The organism is Guptibacillus algicola (assembly GCF_020171805.1).
GTDB lineage: Bacteria > Bacillota > Bacilli > Bacillales > Guptibacillaceae > Guptibacillus > Guptibacillus algicola.
In genome coordinates this window covers 271,097-287,689 of the sequence record NZ_JAIVAF010000004.1, presented here as the reverse complement: position 1 = coordinate 287,689, position 16,593 = coordinate 271,097, and the positions used below count along the sequence as shown (strand labels likewise).

Genomic DNA, 16,593 nt, shown 5'->3' with positions numbered 1-16,593 from the left:
GAACTAGTTAATCGTAAATGACCGGTTTTGATGGATCATTAAGGTAATCGAACAAAAGGGCAATCTGAGATGTGGTGGTCCTGCCAGTGGAAAGTGGAGGAAGATTAATTCTGTTGAAAAATCCACTTGCGCTTGTTTCGATGCTTTCGGACGGACTGCCACCAACGATTTCACATTGGAAAATAATTTTGTATGTATGGTATGGAGACGCGGGGTGGGGATGTTTTGACTTATCGAGGACAGCGAGCAGCCTTACTACCTTCACGATGTAGCCTGTTTCCTCATATACCTCTTTCACCGCTACTTCTGCTGGTGTATACCCTACATCACCCCAGCCTCCAGGGAGTGACCATTTCCCATCTGCTTTTTCTTGAACGAGTAAAAGTTCACCGTGTTGAAAGACTGCAGCGCGAATGTCGACTTTCGGCGTCTGGTAGCCGGTCTCGTTCGCGAATAGGTTTTCGATCATGTTCATGTCATATTCTGTGTACGTGTTCATAATTTCGGTACTTAGTTTACGCAGTTCCACATAACGCTCATAGTCGTACGGATCTTTCGTATACGTTAACCCTGCTTGGGCAATAGATTGCAATTCCTTTGCCCAGTCTAACCATTTCTCGCTCATGTAGGTTCTCCTTTTGTGATGGTTTCCTCTTACATCAACCTAATTCGAGAAACAAAGAAAAAAACCTGCTTATGAAATCAATCATAAACAGGTTCAGGGTAACGTCCAAACCATTCGTATCGATGAGTTGAAAACCATTTATATAATGGTGCTCCGATACGGTCAAGGAATGGTAAATATAGAAATAAGCTCAATGGAATTGTAATCGGCAATGCAAGGAACAGCCTTCTGACTGTAGAAAAGCCTGAGTATAAGCGGCCAGATGCCGTCAGCATATGTATTTCATCATACATAAGATCATGGCGATATTGCATGTAGGGATAAGCTTCTGGATTGTTTTCTACTTCTTGAACAGCTATCCATTCAACCTGCCCTCTCCAGTCAAGCTTTTGAAGAATCTTCTTCAGATTAAAGCAGAAAGGACATTCAGCGTCATAAAATACGAGATGTTTCATAAGGGGAGCCTCCCAATTAGAATTTTCAGTTCCTATTCTATACATTTCACTTTATTGAAGGATATTAAACAATAGAACCCTCTTACGTAGTAAAAAAGTTTCGTATGATCACGAAAAGGGAAGGTGAATCATTATGAGATGATGCGGAGGAGGAATAATAATGTTTGATAAAAGTACAGGAGAAATTCTTGTAGATACACTATCTGATTGGGGAGTTGACCATGTTTACGGCCTTCCGGGTGATTCGATCAATCACTTTGTAGATAATCTTCGATCTTCAGAAGATCGCATGAAATTCATTCAGGTTCGTCATGAGGAAGTTGGTGCGCTTTCAGCTGCTTCATATGCAAAAATAACTGGTAAGATTGGCGTTTGCTTATCGATAGCAGGTCCTGGTGCGATCCATCTCCTTAACGGTCTTTATGATGCAAAAGCTGATGGGGCGCCTGTTCTTGTAATCGCAGGCCAAGTTGATAGTACCCAAGTAGGAACCGATCAGTTTCAGGAAGTGAATCTCGAGCGGATGTTTGACGATGTAGCTGTTTTTAATAAGCGCGTACAATCAGCAGAATCTTTACCTGACATAACAAATCAGGCGATTCGAACTGCTGTTGAGAAGAAAGGGGTAGCTATCCTTACGATTCCTGATGACCTTGCAGCTGAAAAAGTGAAGCAAAAAGTTAAGAATACATCACTTATACGTTCACAAGCTGTTGTTCATCCCGATCCTTCAAACTTGCAAGAAGCACTACAGCTAGTGAACGAAGCAAAGAGACCAGTAATTTTAGCAGGGAAGGGTGCTAAGCATTCAAGAGAAGAACTTTTACAGTTCGCTGAGAAGGTAGCTGCACCGATTATTCTTAGCCTCCCAGGCAAGGGGACGATTCCAGATGTCCATCCATATAACTTAGGGCAACTCGGTCAAATTGGAACAAAACCTGCTTACGAGGCGATGGAAGAAACAGATCTTCTTATCATGGTAGGTACTTCGTTCCCTTACCGCGACTATTTACCTGATGATGCTAAGGCGATTCAGCTTGATATCGAGCCGACACAAATTGGAAAACGGTATCCTGTGACGGTAGGATTAATTGGGGATGCGAAGTGGACGCTCTCCCACTTAGCTGAAAATAGTCACTACCAAGAAGACAGAGACTTTATAGAAAAGTGTCAGGAGAATATGAAGAATTGGTGGTCTCATTTAGAAAGTATTGAATCTGAGCGATCAACACCGATCAAACCACAAGAAATCATGCCTGAGCTTCAGAAAGTCGTTGAAGATGATGCGGTTCTTTCAGTGGATGTTGGTAATGTTACAGTCTGGACGGCGCGACACTTTCGTGTAACAAACCAGAAGTTCATTCTTTCGTCCTGGATGGCGACGATGGGGTGCGGTCTACCAGGTGCGATTGCAGCAAAAATTGCTCACCCAGAGCGTCAAGCAGTAGCGATTTGTGGAGACGGAGGATTCTCCATGGTGATGCAGGACTTCTTAACGGCTGTAAAATATCAGCTGCCTATGATGGTCGTTATCTTCAACAATGAACGTCTCGGAATGATTAAATACGAGCAGCAAGCAATAGGGAACCTTGATTATGAAACAGAGCTAAAAGACTTTGACTTCGCAGCTTTCGCTCATACAGCAGGTGGAGAAGGGTACCGTGTTGAGAAACACGAGGAACTGTTACCAGCTCTTGAAAGAGCGGCTAAATCTACAAAACCTGCTATTGTAGATATTGTGATAGAAGACCAAGCACCTCTTCCTGGGAAAGTAACGTATGAGCAAGCATCAAGTTATTCAAAATACATGTTGAAGAAAGCGTTCAAGGAGCAAGAGCTCGACATGCCACCGCTTAAGAAAGCGTTGAAGCGTATTTTCTAAGGATACAAAGTCCGCCCTAGGAAGGCGGGCTTTATTTATAGGAGGGTCATTTTCATGCATATTGTTTTTGTGTATGGAACGTTACGAAAAGGAGAAAGCAATCACCATGTGATCGAAGGCGCAACATTACTTGAAGAGTATAGTTGGACAAGTGGAGCATTGTATGACACGGGTGCAGGATATCCTGCGATGTTTGGATCAAGTGAACATGTTGTATATGGAGAAATCTATGAAGTGGACGACACGTATCTTTCACGTATTGATGTGCTTGAAGGATTTCAAGAAGGACGAAGTGCAAACCTTTATGACAGAGTGATCCAAACCGTTCATTCCAAAGAAAAGACGTACGATGCAATCACGTATATTATGAAAACGAGGTCATCGTCGTTTGGACAAATCGATAGCGGTGATTGGGTGATATATAGGTGAGAAGGATAACAAAACAGGTAGCGCCCTGAAATAGACGCTACCTGTTGTTTAATCTGATGTTCGAAAGGCTCTTTTCTCAATCTTCGCTTCATGATTATTCCGTAAAAACATGTAGAACGAAGCGGAGAAGATGATAATATAACCAAGTATACTCAGTAGGTCAGGTACTTGTCCAAATAGGACGATACTGATCAGTGCTGAATAGACGACGGTTGAATAGAAGAAGATCGAGATCTCTCTTGCTGGGGCAAATTTATATGCCATCGTAATTCCAAACTGACCAAGTGTTGCAAAGACTCCTGCAAGAAGAAGGTATATGAGCTGTCTCGTTTCCATCGGTTCATAAAACATAATGACGAAAGGTAGTAAAACAACCGTTGAGAAGAATGAAAAATAAAAGACGACCGTATAAAACTTCTCCTTTTGGCCAAGAACGCGAAGAACGGTATACGCTCCTGCAGCAAATACCGCAGATAATAACCCTGAAATATATGGGATGGTTTCAATAGAGAATTGCGGTTTAATGATCAATAATGTACCAATGAATGCAATGATAATCGCCACAATCTGAAACGTCCTCGCACGCTCTTTCAGGAATAGTGCAGAAAAGATTATGAGCAGAAAGGGACTTAGCTTGTTTAGCATATCTGCATCTGATAGAACAAGATGGTCGATCGCATAAAAATAGAAAAGAATTCCGAGCGTTCCAAGTGATGAACGTAGGAGTAAGAATTTCTGATTTTCTTTCTTACCAAATAACCGTTCTTTGTAGTACATAACAAAACCAAATGATATGACTGCTGATACTGCGTTACGAAACATCGTCTTTTGTACCGTTGGTAAGTCACCTGAAAGCTTGACAAAAGCCGCCATCATCGCAAAACCGAACGATGAAACGAGTAACAAAAGGATGCCTTTATTTCGATCACTCATCAAATTCCTCCAGTGTATAAAATCAAAAATCACCTCTATCACTTTACTGTATATGGCGGTAGATAATCAACTGATGGCATTTTTGTGTAGGCAGAAAAAGATGATTTGTTTCGAATGGATACGTGTAGGATTAGGATAACCGATTGTGACGAGTAAAAACCAAAGCTAACTCTCCTTGAGGGTTATGATTGCATGCTTGGAGGGTAAGGAACTATTACATAGATAGATTAAAGGAGAAGTATGAGATGTTTAGATGGAAGAATATATATAGAGGGCTGTTAATGGGAATCAGTGATTTGATTCCTGGTGTTAGTGGCGGAACGATAGCGATGGTACTTGGGATTTATAAACGTTTGATCAGCGGAATCAATGGACTGATGAGTAAGAATTGGAAGAAGGAACTTGGCTTCTTTATTCCTTTGCTCATCGGAGTGGTTCTTGCGATCATATTAGTAAGTAAGGTGATGGAAAAGCTTTTAAACAACTATCCACAGCCTACATTTTACTTTTTTATTGGATTGATCATTGGGGTTATTCCATTCTTATTGAAAACGGTGGAATTTAAGAAAACATTTAAACCGGTTCACTATATGCTCCTTGTGATTGCGGCGGTATTGATTGCTTTTACGGTCGTATTCAAAGGAGGGGACTCAGGAACTGTAAAAGAAGCGTTACAGCTTAAGGATTATGTGACACTATTCTTTTCAGGCTGGCTTGCTAGTACTGCCATGATTCTGCCTGGCGTAAGTGGTTCATTCGTACTGCTATTGCTTGGGTCTTATCAAACGGTTATACATGGATTATCCTCATTCCAAATCCCTCTTATTTTGACTGTAGGGGCGGGAATCATAGTAGGATTAAGTTTAACGGGTAAAGCTATTTCATTACTGTTGAGCAAATACACGGTTTCAACGTATGCGGTTATGATCGGGCTTGTGACAGGTTCAGTGGTCGTTCTTTACCCAGGATTTAAATCTGATTCAGGCATTGCCATTGCAAGTATCATGACATTCCTCCTTGGTATTGGAGCAGCATTCTTGTTAGGAAGAATCGAGCATAAACAAACGTAACAGACAGTGAAAGCTGTCTGTTTTTTCGAGGGAGGAAAATACTAAGCATATATGGAATCATTTGAAGAAGCATAATGATGGTAAGGAAGGAGACGCACATGAAAATACATTTTAGTAAAATTGAACATCCAACAACTGTTCTTGTTGATATGTATAATAGATGGGAAAATGATCGTTCTTTAGTACCGTTAATTCGACCGAATAAGAATGCCGAAGAATTTGATCGGCGCAGGAAAATAACGATGATCGATATAACAGAGCGATTGAATTACCTACATATTTATTTGATTTACTTCAATGATCAGGTTGTAGGAGAAATGAATTATATGGTTGACCCTAGTCATCTCTTTAAGAAAGTACCGAAAACAGCTTGGATCGGAATAACGATTGGGGAAGATGAGGCTCGTGGTCAAGGCGTCGGCTTTGAAGCAATGAGCTACTTAGAAGAGCAAATAAAGAAAGATGGATTAAAGAGAATTGAACTTGGCGTGTTTGAGTTCAATACAAGGGCACAGCATTTGTATAAACGATTAGGATATAAAGAGATTGCTCGATTAGAGGATTTTACATATTGGAAAGGGAAGATGTGGGCAGATATTAGGATGGAAAAGTACGTGTAGAGGAATTGTTATAAAAAAGTTAAGCCCCTTAATAAAGCGAGCATCGTAGTGTTTGACTAGGACAATTAAAAACAAGCGAATCCGATTATGGATTCGCTTGTTTTTTGGTTAGCGACTTCGTTCTTGCCCAGGGGACCGGTGAGTCCGGGGGAATACAATGTGCTTCATCATAAAGAAGCTTGAAGCAGAGGATAGAAACATTGCTAATCCCTTCGCTATATTTCGTTCGATATAATTCGCAATAGATATCCATTCGAGGTCAAACAGGTACAAAGCGCCATAAAATACGAGGTTACTGACCGCAAGTGCAATAACAGCCTGCACAATAAACAGGACGATCTGTTTACGATCGTGGATGGCTTTAGATGGAAAGGTTAGCTTCGCATTCCAAAAGTAGCTGTTCGTGATCGCAAGAGTATATGCAATTGTGTTATAGGAAATGAGCTGGATTCGATCATCTGTTGGAAATAACAGCATGAGCAGGTTTAGCGCTCCTATATCTACAAGTGCGTTCATAATACCGATCGCACTAAAGCTTATCACCTGCTTTGAACCTTTTCCTTTCTGACTCTGTTTCATGTTTTTACCTCTATCTATTGGACCGCCTGCTGTCCTTCTTCTTGTTCCTGCTTTACGTCTAGAGCGGATTCATAAATATCGAGAAGCTGCTTTGCAGGACCATGCCAACCAAATGCGCGTGAATGAGAGAAAGCGCGTTTGGACATTTGCTGCTGAAGATTCTTATCTTCTAATCGAGCGATAGTCTCGGTCAAGTTTCCGTCTTCACCTGAGCGGTAGAGAAGTCCTGTAGCACCATCGTCGACTTGTTCGTTCGTCGGACCAGACGCTGCTGCGACAACGGGGAGACCGCTTGCCATTGCTTCTAGAATAACGAGTCCTAGTGTTTCCGTTGTTGATGGAAACATGAACGCATCTGATGACGCATAAGCGGTTGCTAATTCTTCTCCGTGCATAAACCCTGTGAAGGTCACATTGTTAAGGTGTGAGAAATTCTTTTCTAGCTGTTCTCGGTATGGACCATCTCCAACGATTGCGAGATGAGCGTCTTGCTTCTCTTCTAACATGGGGATGAGCGTGTCGATTTCTTTCTCAAAAGCAAGTCGTCCAACAAATAAAAGAAGTGTTTTGTCAGGATTACCTTCAGTCAATCGCTCTCTCATCGACTCATCTCGTAACTCTGGGTTAAAACGTTCTGTATCTACGCCTCGCTTCCATAAATGGACATTGTAAAAGTTCTGTTCATTGAGCTCTTCTAAAATAGCTTGAGATGTACATAGGTTCAAGTCAGCTTGGTTGTGCATCCTTCTAAAGTGCCACCAAAGAAGTGGCTCTGCCCATGGAACTTTATAATGATCTGCATATTTTGGAGCATGTGTATGATAAGAGGCAATGAGTGGGACGCCTAGCTTTTTGCCATATTTAATTCCTGAATACCCCATAAATGCAGGGTTTACGACATGTACGAGATCAGGGTTGAAGTCTTCTAGATATGTTTTGATTTGTCTTGTTGGCATTCCAAATTTCCGGTGCTTGTACAGGAAAAATGTCCGAGGCTGAACCCCATCGAAACGAATATTCCTATAGCTTTGTACCCCTAAATCTGGAGCAATCACTTGGATTTCATGTCCTTGATCGATTAAATAATCGATGGAAGCACGCAATCGGGTTACGACTCCATCTGTTGAGGGGAGGAATGTTTCAGTTACGATGGAAATTTTCATAGTTACACCTCTATTTGTTTTGGCTTCGTCTTACTTCCAAGTAACATTAGGAAGTACGTTTTCTTTAAGAACGCGATCTTTGTATTTTAGCGCCGTATCAAGCGTATTCGAGATATGTTCATCAGTTAATAAACAAGGTTCAAGACCAAGGTCGATCAAGTTTGTGTTAACTGCATGATAATAGTGCTCTTCTTTCTCTACACGTGGATTCTCAATGTGGTCGATCGTAATATCAAGCCCTTTGGACTCTGCTACTCGCTGAACTTTTTCAGCTAATTCAAGCACAGAAAATTCTTCTGTGAACTGGTTAAACACTCGAAATTCGCCTTTGTCAGCAGGGTTTTCAGCAGCGATTTCAACGCAGCGGATCGTATCCTGAATATTAAGGAATGCTCTCGTTTGTTTTCCTGAACCATAAACCGTTAAGTTATGTCCGATTGCTGCTTGGATGATGAATCGGTTAAGAGCTGTTCCAAATACACCATCGTAATCTAGGCGATTAATCAATCCTTCATCTAGATTAGCTTCGTCTGTATGCAGCCCGTAAACGATACCTTGATTTAAATCAGTTGCTCGAATTCCCCAAATCTTGCATGCGAATTGGATATTATGGCTATCATGCACTTTCGATAAGTGGTAGAACGAGCCTGGTTGCTTTGGAAATGGAAGAACGTCTTCGCGACCTTTATGTTCGATCTTTATGTATCCTTCTTCAATATCTATATTAGGCTGACCGTATTCGCCCATTGTGCCCAATTTTATTAAATGACAGTCAGGTGTTACTTCTTTGATGGCATATAATACGTTCAAATTACCAACAACGTTATTTGTTTGCGTAAATACAGCATGTTCTCTGTCGATCATAGAGTATGGAGCAGAGCGTTGCTCAGCAAAGTGAACGAATGCTTCAGGCTCAACTTGTTTGAAGATCTCTTTAAGAAAATCGTAGTGCATCAAATCGCAATCGTAGATCTGGATGCTTTTACCACTCTTTTCTTTCCAGAGTTTTACGCGTTCTTCTAAGGACAAAATAGGTGTAAGTGAGTTAGAGCGAAGTTCTTCGTCCCATTTACGACGCACCATGTTATCTAAGATGGTTACGTCGTGCCCTTGCTTTGATAAATAAAGCGCTGTTGGCCATCCGCAAAAACCATCTCCACCTGCAACAATAATTCTCATACATTTTACCTCCATCACAATGGTCAATTTTGTACTGAAATGCTTGCTATATCACAATTTACGATAGCACTCATCATGTGCTGATTCAACTAAGGACCCCTAATTTACGAAAATTTTAAGGAAATCAGTTAATTGCAGACAAAACCATTATCGTGATGAAGATAGAAAGAAAAAAGTTGGATTAACGATCTTCATCCTTATTCCCAGTTACATCAATAGCTGCAGTATTGTTGTACAGATATAAGGTAGGGTTAGAGTCGTTTTTCTGGTGGTCCGAATAGAAAACTTCATTAATCGCTTCATCTACGTTAAGATGTTCGTTTCCCTTCTTATCCACTTTTGTATGCTTCGATTTACTATTCCTCATGAATATTCCTCCTCTAATATGACATTAGCGGTAGTTTATGTTGATAGTAGGGAGATTAATCATCTTCATATCGATATCATAAATACCTATAAAATTTACTTGTTTTTCAATGATTAAGAGGACTTAGAAAAGGGAAACAGGTTAATGTGAGCCAAAGGGAAAAGGAGTCGATCGATATGAGTAAAACATTACAAGCCTACTTTCCAACAGAAAACGAAGCGGAAAGTGCAAAGGCAGACCTTAAAAATTATTCAGTAGATAGCGTTTCAGTTGAGGAACTCACGGAGGACAATAGCCCATCTGTTGACGCACCTGATTCAGGGCAAGGATCAGCAACTCAAGCTGGTGCGAACAACGATTTGTTCTTCTCAAACCAAACACCAACAGGGAAGCAAGAAGAAAACGCAGATCCTGAACAAGGTGACAAGCAGTTTAGCTATGTGCTCTCTTTTGAGACAACTGAAGATGATGATACAGAGCTCCGTGAAATCGTAACGAAGCATAATGGAGCGATGGAGAAATAAATAATAAAAGGGGTCAGGCACGTGCCTGACCCCTTTTGTAATGAACGACACAAAACGTTACCATTTATATTGTTGCTTACCCTTTGAATCGATTGATGAAAAAGAGTATACTTCAAACTAGACGATAATGATTATAACTAGATATTCAATTTAATTCGCAAAATTTGAGAGGGGATACACTCATGGCAAAGAAAACGATGGGTTTACTTGTGATGGCATACGGTACGCCATATAAGGAAGAAGATATCGAACGTTATTACACACATATTCGTAGAGGAAGAAAACCAGCTGAAGAGCAGCTTCAAGATTTAAAAGACCGCTATCAAGCGATCGGCGGTATTTCACCCCTTGCAAAAATTACACAAGAGCAAGCATATGGCCTAGGTGCTCATCTGAATGAGATACAGGATGAGATTGAGTTTAAAGTGTATATCGGTTTGAAGCATATCGAACCATTTGTAGAAGATGCCGTTCAACAAATGCATGAAGATGGAATTGAAGAAGCTGTAAGTATCGTATTAGCTCCTCATTTCTCTACGTTCAGTATAAAATCATATAATGGACGTGCTAAGGAAGAAGCAGAGAAAATTGGTGGACCAACCATTACTTCTGTTGAGAGCTGGTATGATGAACCGAAGTTTATTTCCTATTGGGCTAAACGAGTAAAAGCGATTTTCGATGGAATGTCTGAACAAGAGCGTGAAAAAGCGGTACTAATCGTTTCTGCGCACAGCCTCCCAGAGAAAATCATCGCAAATGGAGATCCGTATCCTGATCAACTAAAAGAAACGGCTGACCTAATTGTTGAGGAATCCGGAGTAAGAAACGTTGCGATCGGTTGGCAGAGTGAAGGGAATACCCCTGATCCATGGATTGGTCCCGATGTACAAGATCTAACGAGAGACTTGCATGACAATCATGGGTACACATCATTTGTCTATGCACCTGTTGGCTTCGTAGCCGATCATCTTGAAGTTCTCTTTGACAATGACTACGAATGTAAAGTAGTGACAGATGATATTGGAGCAAAGTACTACAGACCAGAAATGCCAAACGCAAAAGAAGAATTTATCGATGCGATGGCAACGGTCGTAATGAAGCAATTGAATAAATAATGTGAACAGCGGTCTTTGACCGCTGTTCTTTATTTTGCTATTAAAAACCATTGACAATATTGTCCCAACAAGCTAAAGTTATTTAAAATCAATGAAACAGGCGAAGAAAAGGAAGCAGTAGCGTATTGCGACGTGTAGTGTCAGAGAACCAGTGGGTGGTGAGAACTGGTACAGCGTAATCGTGAATTACCCCTTAGAGCTTTTCTGACGAACGAATTCTCGAGTAGTCAGAAACGGTGGATTCCGTTATCGTATATGAGCCGGAAGACGGGTGTGTCTTCAATCAGGGTGGTACCGCGTGAATAGCCACGTCCCTACAGAGATGTAGAGACGTGGCTTTTTTGCATATTATGTAACAATAGGAGGTCAAAAGGGATGGACATGATCGATAAGTTAACGAGTGAACAACGAAAGGAAATGGAAAGGCAGTATGCCGTTTATACTCACGGCACGAGCGAAGTCATTCCTTTAGACGAATTGAAAAGTAAAATTGCAAAGTCGATCATAACTGGTCGCCCGTTAAAGGTGAAGCTCGGTCTTGATCCAACTGCACCAGATGTTCATATCGGGCATACGGTCGTATTAAACAAGCTGCGACAGTTTCAAGAAAATGGCCACATTGTTCAGCTCATCATTGGAGACTTCACAGGAAAGATCGGTGATCCGACGGGTAAGTCTACGGCGAGAGTTCAACTTACAGATGAAGAAGTTAAGCAAAATGCACAAACGTACCTTGATCAATTTGGTAAAGTCATCGATCGAAGTAAAGTAGAACTATTTTACAATGCAGCATGGCTATCTGAATTAAAGTTTCAAGATGTCATCGAGCTTGCAGGTAAAATTACGGTTGCTCGGTTAATCGAGCGAGATGATTTTGAGAAGCGGATTTCAAATGGTAAGCCTGTTTCACTTCACGAATTCTTTTACCCTCTTATGCAAGGATACGATTCAGTTCATCTGGAAAGCGACATTGAGCTTGGGGGTACCGATCAATACTTTAACGTCTTGATGGGAAGACACTTGCAAGAACAGTTTGGAAAAGAAAAACAGGTTGTGCTGACCATGCCTCTTCTTGAAGGTTTAGATGGCGTCGACAAAATGTCCAAGTCAAAAGGGAATTACATTGGGATAGCAGAAAAGCCAACCGAGATGTATGGGAAAGCGATGTCGATTCCAGATGAGTTGATTTCGAAATACATCGAGCTTAGTACAGATTTACACCTAGAAGAGAAAGAAGCGATTCGAAAGAAGCTTAAAGAAGGAACCATTCATCCAAAAGAAGCGAAAATGACTTTGGCAAAAACGATCGTACGGATGTTTCATGGAGAAGATGCTGCTACAAATGCAGAAGAGCAATTTCAACATGTATTCGGGCAAAAACAGCTACCTTCTGATATAGAGGAATTCAGTTGGAGTGGAGAGCAAAAAGTAAGTGTGCCAGCTCTTGTTGTGGCTTTAGGCATGTTGCCATCAACGAGTGAGGCAAGACGCATGGTGAAAAACGGTGGAATTAAGATTGACCAACAAAAAGTGACGGACAGCTCTGCTATTGTTGATATTGTAGACGGTATGATTGTTCAAGTTGGTAAACGTAAAGTGAAGAAAATCAGGACATAAAATTCAGTCTGTTAATAAAGTTTCGAAATCTACTGGGTGGTGATTTACGCATCCAGGATGCTCGCTTTCCGCGGAGCGGGCGAATAATCTCCTTCTGTATAGGGAGCACAATACTCAGTGCTTCTCTAACAACTAAATCCCCCATTCAAAGTAAATGGGGGATTTAGTTTATTCTGTGACTGTTACTGTTTCTTCAGTGTGTTCATGTAAGCCATTATCGTTTTCGGCATGGATGGTGACGGTGTATTTTCCTGCTTCTTCGAATGTAGCGGTTCCTTCATACTCGCCATCTTTTGTTTCCTCTGTGTCTATCCATTGTGCTTTTTCTTCGCCATCTTTTGAAATTTCAAAGCGGACAGATGCTCCAGCTAGTGGTTGATCGTCTTTTTGTAGGTGTGTGACTAAAGAAATTTCTTCGCTTGCTTTAATGGATTCTGGTTTCATCAAGTGGAAAGATACAGCACCTCCGTGATGGGCGTGTTCTTCGCTATGCTCAGATGATTCTTCTGACCCTGAACCTACTGTTACTTTGTTTTTCGGCATCGTGTGTAGGTCTCGTGCAGTTACGTGCGATTGAACAACAAATGTTCCATCTTCTTCTAGCGTTTTTTTAATAGAGTAGACGCCTTCACCTTCGTGCTCGGCTTCTACCATTTCGCTGTTATCTTTGTCGCCTTCTTTCCAGATTTCAAACATTACTTCGCTTGCATCTTCAACCGCTTCGTCTCCTTGTGTAACTGTTGCGCTAAAGGTAAGTTCTTGACCTTTTTCGGCAGTTTCAGGTGTATCAAGTGACACTTCCAAAGGTTGAGGTTCAGAAGCACCGCTTTCTTCTTTATCTGTGTTATCGTTTTGTCCACAAGCTGCGAGCACGAGGAAGAGACACAGCATAGATAATAGGATACTTATTTTTTTCATATACTTCATCCTTTCATTATTACTAAACATATGTAAGGCTTCATTATTGCCAGAAGATGTGATTGGCAAACAAGCTTCCTACTGATAATAGTAGAAAAGATGTTGGAGCATCTCAAGTGTTTACAAAGGTGAGTTGTGTCGACTTGATGACAATGGATGTTCGATAACCAGACAAAGAGATTGCGTGTTGTATGCGGTCCATTCATTTGTTTACTGCACAAGTTTTTCATAGATAATATTTAAACCCACAAACGATATCCTCATCATCATAAAAGCGGTCCCTCAGTAGGGACCGCTTTCTCTATAGGCTCATAGCATAGTTTGTTTCGAAGTAAGACATCGTCCATTTTTCGATATCACGAAATCCGATTCGTTTATAGATGTTGCCTGCTTCTGGATTATCATAGAAAAGACAAAGGTCCTTTCCTTCTGTTAATACGTCGTAACATAGTTTCATCATGCATTTCGTTGCATACCCTTTGCGCTTGTAGCCAGGGCGGGTGCATACTCCCACTATCATGGCAGATTGAGAGTTTTCGGCTGCTGTCGAAGCGGCCGAAACGACTTGCCCATCTAGTGATAGATAGTAGGTTCTCGAAATCCCTTTTTCTAAATTTCTTTGTTTTTCTTCTACCGTTTCGGAAGTGTTGAACTCATCGATACTATTATGAAGCTCATGAATACTTGGGATGTCTTCTGATGAAGCATTCATCACTTCTTTTAAATTTGTGAGAGAGAGCTTTTCAACATTGTCGCATTTCGCATAATACAACTTCCTTCTTGATTGAGAAGGATGTTTGATATAAGCTTCGACTTGCTCTGTTACATGTTCTAAGCCAGACACCATAAGAAAATCTTGATCTTCTGAAATAATGGATGCAAAGCCTTCAGCATCAAAGGCAGTTGAAGCAAAAGGAATGTAGTTCTTTTCATACTTCATAAGAACAGCTCGTAATTCTCCGTCATCAGAAAAGTCGCCCCATAGTTTCTGAAATGGTTGGTCGTATCCGAAAGCTTCAATGTCTCCAAGAATAAATAAATTTTCAGCTGCATACGGCGTTAATAGTGAAATACACTCCGTATGGTCAGCTTCTGTTAATCTTCTAATCAATATGATGGCCTCCCTTTCCTTCTTTAAGGAACCATTTTACAGTAGATTTTTCAAAAGTAAATCGTTAATTCAAACAATACAGCCTAAATGAAAACGTTCTATCTGAAGGATTAGTTTAAGAGTAGGGATATAGAGGTAAAGAGAGGATGTATACTTAATTAAGGAGATGATGTTCGATGAGTAAAGTATTTTTCACTTCAAAGGCTACTGCTGAAGGTGGTCGTAACGGAACAGTAAAATCTTCTGATGGTTTGATCGACATGAACCTTGTTATGCCTACAGAAAACTCTGATGAAAAAGGTACGAACCCAGAGCAGCTATTTGCAGCAACTTATTCTGCTTGCTATGATGGGGCACTAAATCTTGTGGCTTCAAATAAGAAGAAAGAAATCGAGTCAAAAACGACAGCTGAAGTTAGTTTCTTAAAAGATGAAGCTGACGACGGATTCAAAATTGGCGTAACACTTAACGTCGAAGTAAAAGGCGTTAGCCAGGAAGATGCTGAGATGTTAACGAAAGAAGCGCATCAGGTTTGTCCTTATTCAAAAGCAACACGAGGAAATGTTGATGTGGAGATAAACGCGAAAGCCGTCTAAAAGTAAAATAGTTTTCAAAAAACAGGCTGCCCTAAATGGACTGCCTGTTTTTTTATTGTTTATTTTTGATGAAGAAAGAGCAATCGGCACTTATGTCAGTTAATACCGAATCAAATGAGACCAAATATTAATTCTAGTTGTTCTAGAGAACAATTTTTCCAGTTTAGTTTATTTTCTAAAGGGAAAGCAAATCATAAACCCTGCTCCCTCCAGGAGTTCAGGTTAGATTAGTTGAAAGGGGAAAGGAGCCGTGAAGCAATCCGTGGGAACGTTTAACCACAGGTATTCAGTGGTGCTTTATCAGACCGAAACAGCTGTCAAAAAGTCTAAGAGTTTGTCCCAGAAGAATGTGGATATTCGGAAGGTGTCACAGATGACAGGCTTTTCGGAAGAACAGATTCTAGAGGCAATGGAATTCGGAGACCCTTCATTCAAACTTAATCGGCCATCTCTTCCAAAGCAAAATATCCATTTGCAAGTTTGAAAGATAAACTTTTGGAGGGACGGGTCATTCTTAAAATAAAAATCACTACACTACACTTAAATCGGCCACATGGCCGATTTTTTATTTTCATTAAAAGGGGGAGTATGGAAGTTTGTCGAATGGAGATTAGTAGAGAATTGTAAGTGGAGGTATGTAGATGGAAAGCACAATGGATATCAAGACGAATGCTGATCTTATGAATCTGCTAGATTCGTTGTTAAGGGAACCTGAAACATTCTGGGATCAGTTTTATGAAGATCGAGAAAAGCCGATTCCATTTTTCAAGCAAGTACCTGATGAGAATCTTGTTTCATACTTAAGTGATTATGATATTCCCCATGGTAGAGTGCTAGAGATTGGCAGTGGTCCTGGTCGCAATGCCATATATCTTGCTAAACAAGGTTTTCAAGTAGACGCGGTCGATTTGTCACAAAAAGCAATTGATTGGGGAAATGAGAGGGCGAATGAAGAAGAGGTTGAAGTGAATTTCATCCATAGCAGTTTATTTGATCTAAAAGTGGATGCAGAAAGCTATGACTTCATTTATGATTCAGGTTGTTTTCATCACCTCGCACCTCATCGGAGGGTAAGCTATCTTTCGTTCATCAAAAATGCGCTGAAGGTTGAGGGTTACTTCGGCCTAACTTGTTTTGTCCCAGAGGGGCCACTCGGGGGAGCGGTAATTAGCGATCGTGAAGTGTATGAACAGCAAACGTTACATGGGGGGTTAGGCTATTCAAAAGAAAGACTGCTCTCACTATTTAATAAGTTTAATCCAATAGAGATAAGAGAAATGAGAGAAACGCAAGATCCGACTTTGTTCGGTGTGAATGGTTTAATGACGGCATTGTTTAAGAAGTAGCGAATGAATTATCTGAATGATTCAAAAACAAAGGTTAGTTCTTTATGGTAAAAGGGTACTAATA

At 40.7% G+C, this 16,593-nt stretch carries 19 protein-coding genes and 1 other annotated feature; of the genes, 10 read left to right on the top strand and 9 right to left on the bottom strand.

What is annotated here, in order from left to right; genetic code table 11:
• Positions 1-7 precede the first annotated feature (7 nt).
• Together LCM09_RS15535 and LCM09_RS15530 are read right to left on the bottom strand one after the other, a co-directional pair.
• Positions 8-625 carry an NUDIX hydrolase gene (locus LCM09_RS15535; protein ID WP_224883781.1) on the bottom strand — a complete coding sequence of 206 codons (618 nt, stop codon included), beginning with the start codon at positions 623-625 and terminating at the stop codon, positions 8-10.
• A gap of 77 nt (positions 626-702) precedes the next feature.
• Positions 703-1,080 carry a thiol-disulfide oxidoreductase DCC family protein gene (locus LCM09_RS15530; protein ID WP_224883779.1) on the bottom strand — a complete coding sequence of 126 codons (378 nt, stop codon included), beginning with the start codon at positions 1,078-1,080 and terminating at the stop codon, positions 703-705.
• Between the two features lie 160 nt (positions 1,081-1,240).
• Between LCM09_RS15530 and LCM09_RS15525 the strand changes: the two genes are divergently transcribed.
• Together LCM09_RS15525 and LCM09_RS15520 are read left to right on the top strand one after the other, a co-directional pair.
• Entirely contained in the window at positions 1,241-2,962 is a 1,722-nt protein-coding gene (locus LCM09_RS15525) for a pyruvate oxidase (RefSeq protein WP_224883777.1), read from the top strand.
• A gap of 54 nt (positions 2,963-3,016) precedes the next feature.
• Positions 3,017-3,391, top strand: a complete 375-nt coding sequence (locus LCM09_RS15520; RefSeq protein WP_224883775.1) for a gamma-glutamylcyclotransferase family protein — start codon at positions 3,017-3,019, stop codon at positions 3,389-3,391.
• A 48-nt stretch (positions 3,392-3,439) separates the two neighbouring features.
• Here LCM09_RS15520 and LCM09_RS15515 read toward each other — a convergent pair whose 3' ends face one another.
• Positions 3,440-4,324: a DMT family transporter gene (locus LCM09_RS15515; RefSeq protein ID WP_224883773.1), complete on the bottom strand. Its 885-nt coding sequence runs from the start codon at positions 4,322-4,324 to the stop codon at positions 3,440-3,442.
• Positions 4,325-4,569: 245 nt separating this feature from the next.
• Here LCM09_RS15515 and LCM09_RS15510 point away from each other — a divergent pair, with 245 nt between their 5' ends.
• A complete protein-coding gene (locus LCM09_RS15510) occupies positions 4,570-5,394 on the top strand; it encodes a DUF368 domain-containing protein (RefSeq protein ID WP_224883771.1) in 825 nt (274 codons plus the stop codon).
• A gap of 98 nt (positions 5,395-5,492) precedes the next feature.
• The gene (locus LCM09_RS15505) at positions 5,493-6,014 is read left to right on the top strand and encodes a GNAT family N-acetyltransferase (RefSeq protein WP_224883770.1); all 522 of its coding nucleotides are present in this window, start codon (positions 5,493-5,495) and stop codon (positions 6,012-6,014) included.
• Positions 6,015-6,122: 108 nt separating this feature from the next.
• Here the strand turns inward: LCM09_RS15505 and LCM09_RS15500 are convergent, their stop codons facing one another.
• From LCM09_RS15500 to LCM09_RS15485, 4 genes are all read right to left on the bottom strand, one after another.
• Positions 6,123-6,593, bottom strand: a complete 471-nt coding sequence (locus LCM09_RS15500) for a GtrA family protein (protein WP_224883768.1) — start codon at positions 6,591-6,593, stop codon at positions 6,123-6,125.
• A 14-nt stretch (positions 6,594-6,607) separates the two neighbouring features.
• Positions 6,608-7,756, bottom strand: coding sequence for a glycosyltransferase family 4 protein (locus LCM09_RS15495; RefSeq protein ID WP_224883766.1), 1,149 nt, complete (start codon positions 7,754-7,756; stop codon positions 6,608-6,610).
• 30 nt (positions 7,757-7,786) lie between these two features.
• Complete coding sequence (locus LCM09_RS15490) at positions 7,787-8,935, bottom strand: NAD-dependent epimerase/dehydratase family protein (protein ID WP_224883764.1); 1,149 nt, start codon at positions 8,933-8,935, stop codon at positions 7,787-7,789.
• Between the two features lie 181 nt (positions 8,936-9,116).
• Positions 9,117-9,302: a hypothetical protein gene (locus LCM09_RS15485; protein ID WP_224883762.1), complete on the bottom strand. Its 186-nt coding sequence runs from the start codon at positions 9,300-9,302 to the stop codon at positions 9,117-9,119.
• Between the two features lie 176 nt (positions 9,303-9,478).
• Between LCM09_RS15485 and LCM09_RS15480 the strand changes: the two genes are divergently transcribed.
• From LCM09_RS15480 to tyrS, 3 genes are all read left to right on the top strand, one after another.
• Positions 9,479-9,826, top strand: a complete 348-nt coding sequence (locus LCM09_RS15480; protein WP_224883760.1) for a hypothetical protein — start codon at positions 9,479-9,481, stop codon at positions 9,824-9,826.
• A gap of 182 nt (positions 9,827-10,008) precedes the next feature.
• On the top strand, positions 10,009-10,941 hold the full coding sequence (gene hemH, locus LCM09_RS15475) for a ferrochelatase (RefSeq protein ID WP_224883759.1): 933 nt from the start codon (positions 10,009-10,011) through the stop codon (positions 10,939-10,941).
• 94 nt (positions 10,942-11,035) lie between these two features.
• Positions 11,036-11,260 (top strand) — a binding site (T-box leader).
• A 56-nt stretch (positions 11,261-11,316) separates the two neighbouring features.
• Positions 11,317-12,558, top strand: a complete 1,242-nt coding sequence (gene tyrS, locus LCM09_RS15470) for a tyrosine--tRNA ligase (protein WP_224883751.1) — start codon at positions 11,317-11,319, stop codon at positions 12,556-12,558.
• A gap of 168 nt (positions 12,559-12,726) precedes the next feature.
• On the opposite strand, the gene LCM09_RS15465 is transcribed toward tyrS, so the two are convergent.
• On the bottom strand, positions 12,727-13,476 hold the full coding sequence (locus LCM09_RS15465) for a FixH family protein (RefSeq protein WP_224883749.1): 750 nt from the start codon (positions 13,474-13,476) through the stop codon (positions 12,727-12,729).
• A gap of 301 nt (positions 13,477-13,777) precedes the next feature.
• Positions 13,778-14,587, bottom strand: coding sequence for a GNAT family N-acetyltransferase (locus LCM09_RS15460; protein WP_224883747.1), 810 nt, complete (start codon positions 14,585-14,587; stop codon positions 13,778-13,780).
• 176 nt (positions 14,588-14,763) lie between these two features.
• Between LCM09_RS15460 and LCM09_RS15455 the strand changes: the two genes are divergently transcribed.
• The 3 genes from LCM09_RS15455 (at position 14,764) to LCM09_RS15445 (ending at position 16,529) form a co-directional block, all read left to right on the top strand.
• Complete coding sequence (locus LCM09_RS15455) at positions 14,764-15,183, top strand: organic hydroperoxide resistance protein (RefSeq protein ID WP_224883745.1); 420 nt, start codon at positions 14,764-14,766, stop codon at positions 15,181-15,183.
• Positions 15,184-15,433: 250 nt separating this feature from the next.
• Positions 15,434-15,667: a hypothetical protein gene (locus LCM09_RS15450; protein WP_224883743.1), complete on the top strand. Its 234-nt coding sequence runs from the start codon at positions 15,434-15,436 to the stop codon at positions 15,665-15,667.
• Between the two features lie 157 nt (positions 15,668-15,824).
• Positions 15,825-16,529: a class I SAM-dependent methyltransferase gene (locus LCM09_RS15445; protein ID WP_224883741.1), complete on the top strand. Its 705-nt coding sequence runs from the start codon at positions 15,825-15,827 to the stop codon at positions 16,527-16,529.
• The last annotated feature ends 64 nt before the right edge of the window (positions 16,530-16,593 follow it).

Excerpts from the sequence above, each read along its gene's own strand:
- LCM09_RS15485 (WP_224883762.1), bottom strand. The coding sequence starts at position 9,302 with ATGAGGAATAGTAAATCGAAGCATACAAAAGTGGATAAGAAGGGAAAC.
- LCM09_RS15490 (WP_224883764.1), bottom strand. The coding sequence starts at position 8,935 with ATGAGAATTATTGTTGCAGGTGGAGATGGTTTTTGCGGATGGCCAACA.
- LCM09_RS15445 (WP_224883741.1), top strand. The coding sequence starts at position 15,825 with ATGGAAAGCACAATGGATATCAAGACGAATGCTGATCTTATGAATCTG.
- LCM09_RS15495 (WP_224883766.1), bottom strand. The coding sequence starts at position 7,756 with ATGAAAATTTCCATCGTAACTGAAACATTCCTCCCCTCAACAGATGGA.
- LCM09_RS15530 (WP_224883779.1), bottom strand. The coding sequence starts at position 1,080 with ATGAAACATCTCGTATTTTATGACGCTGAATGTCCTTTCTGCTTTAAT.
- LCM09_RS15520 (WP_224883775.1), top strand. The coding sequence starts at position 3,017 with ATGCATATTGTTTTTGTGTATGGAACGTTACGAAAAGGAGAAAGCAAT.
- LCM09_RS15510 (WP_224883771.1), top strand. The coding sequence starts at position 4,570 with ATGTTTAGATGGAAGAATATATATAGAGGGCTGTTAATGGGAATCAGT.
- LCM09_RS15535 (WP_224883781.1), bottom strand. The coding sequence starts at position 625 with ATGAGCGAGAAATGGTTAGACTGGGCAAAGGAATTGCAATCTATTGCC.
- LCM09_RS15480 (WP_224883760.1), top strand. The coding sequence starts at position 9,479 with ATGAGTAAAACATTACAAGCCTACTTTCCAACAGAAAACGAAGCGGAA.
- LCM09_RS15515 (WP_224883773.1), bottom strand. The coding sequence starts at position 4,324 with ATGAGTGATCGAAATAAAGGCATCCTTTTGTTACTCGTTTCATCGTTC.
- LCM09_RS15500 (WP_224883768.1), bottom strand. The coding sequence starts at position 6,593 with ATGAAACAGAGTCAGAAAGGAAAAGGTTCAAAGCAGGTGATAAGCTTT.
- hemH (WP_224883759.1), top strand. The coding sequence starts at position 10,009 with ATGGCAAAGAAAACGATGGGTTTACTTGTGATGGCATACGGTACGCCA.
- tyrS (WP_224883751.1), top strand. The coding sequence starts at position 11,317 with ATGGACATGATCGATAAGTTAACGAGTGAACAACGAAAGGAAATGGAA.
- LCM09_RS15525 (WP_224883777.1), top strand. The coding sequence starts at position 1,241 with ATGTTTGATAAAAGTACAGGAGAAATTCTTGTAGATACACTATCTGAT.
- LCM09_RS15505 (WP_224883770.1), top strand. The coding sequence starts at position 5,493 with ATGAAAATACATTTTAGTAAAATTGAACATCCAACAACTGTTCTTGTT.
- LCM09_RS15465 (WP_224883749.1), bottom strand. The coding sequence starts at position 13,476 with ATGAAAAAAATAAGTATCCTATTATCTATGCTGTGTCTCTTCCTCGTG.
- LCM09_RS15455 (WP_224883745.1), top strand. The coding sequence starts at position 14,764 with ATGAGTAAAGTATTTTTCACTTCAAAGGCTACTGCTGAAGGTGGTCGT.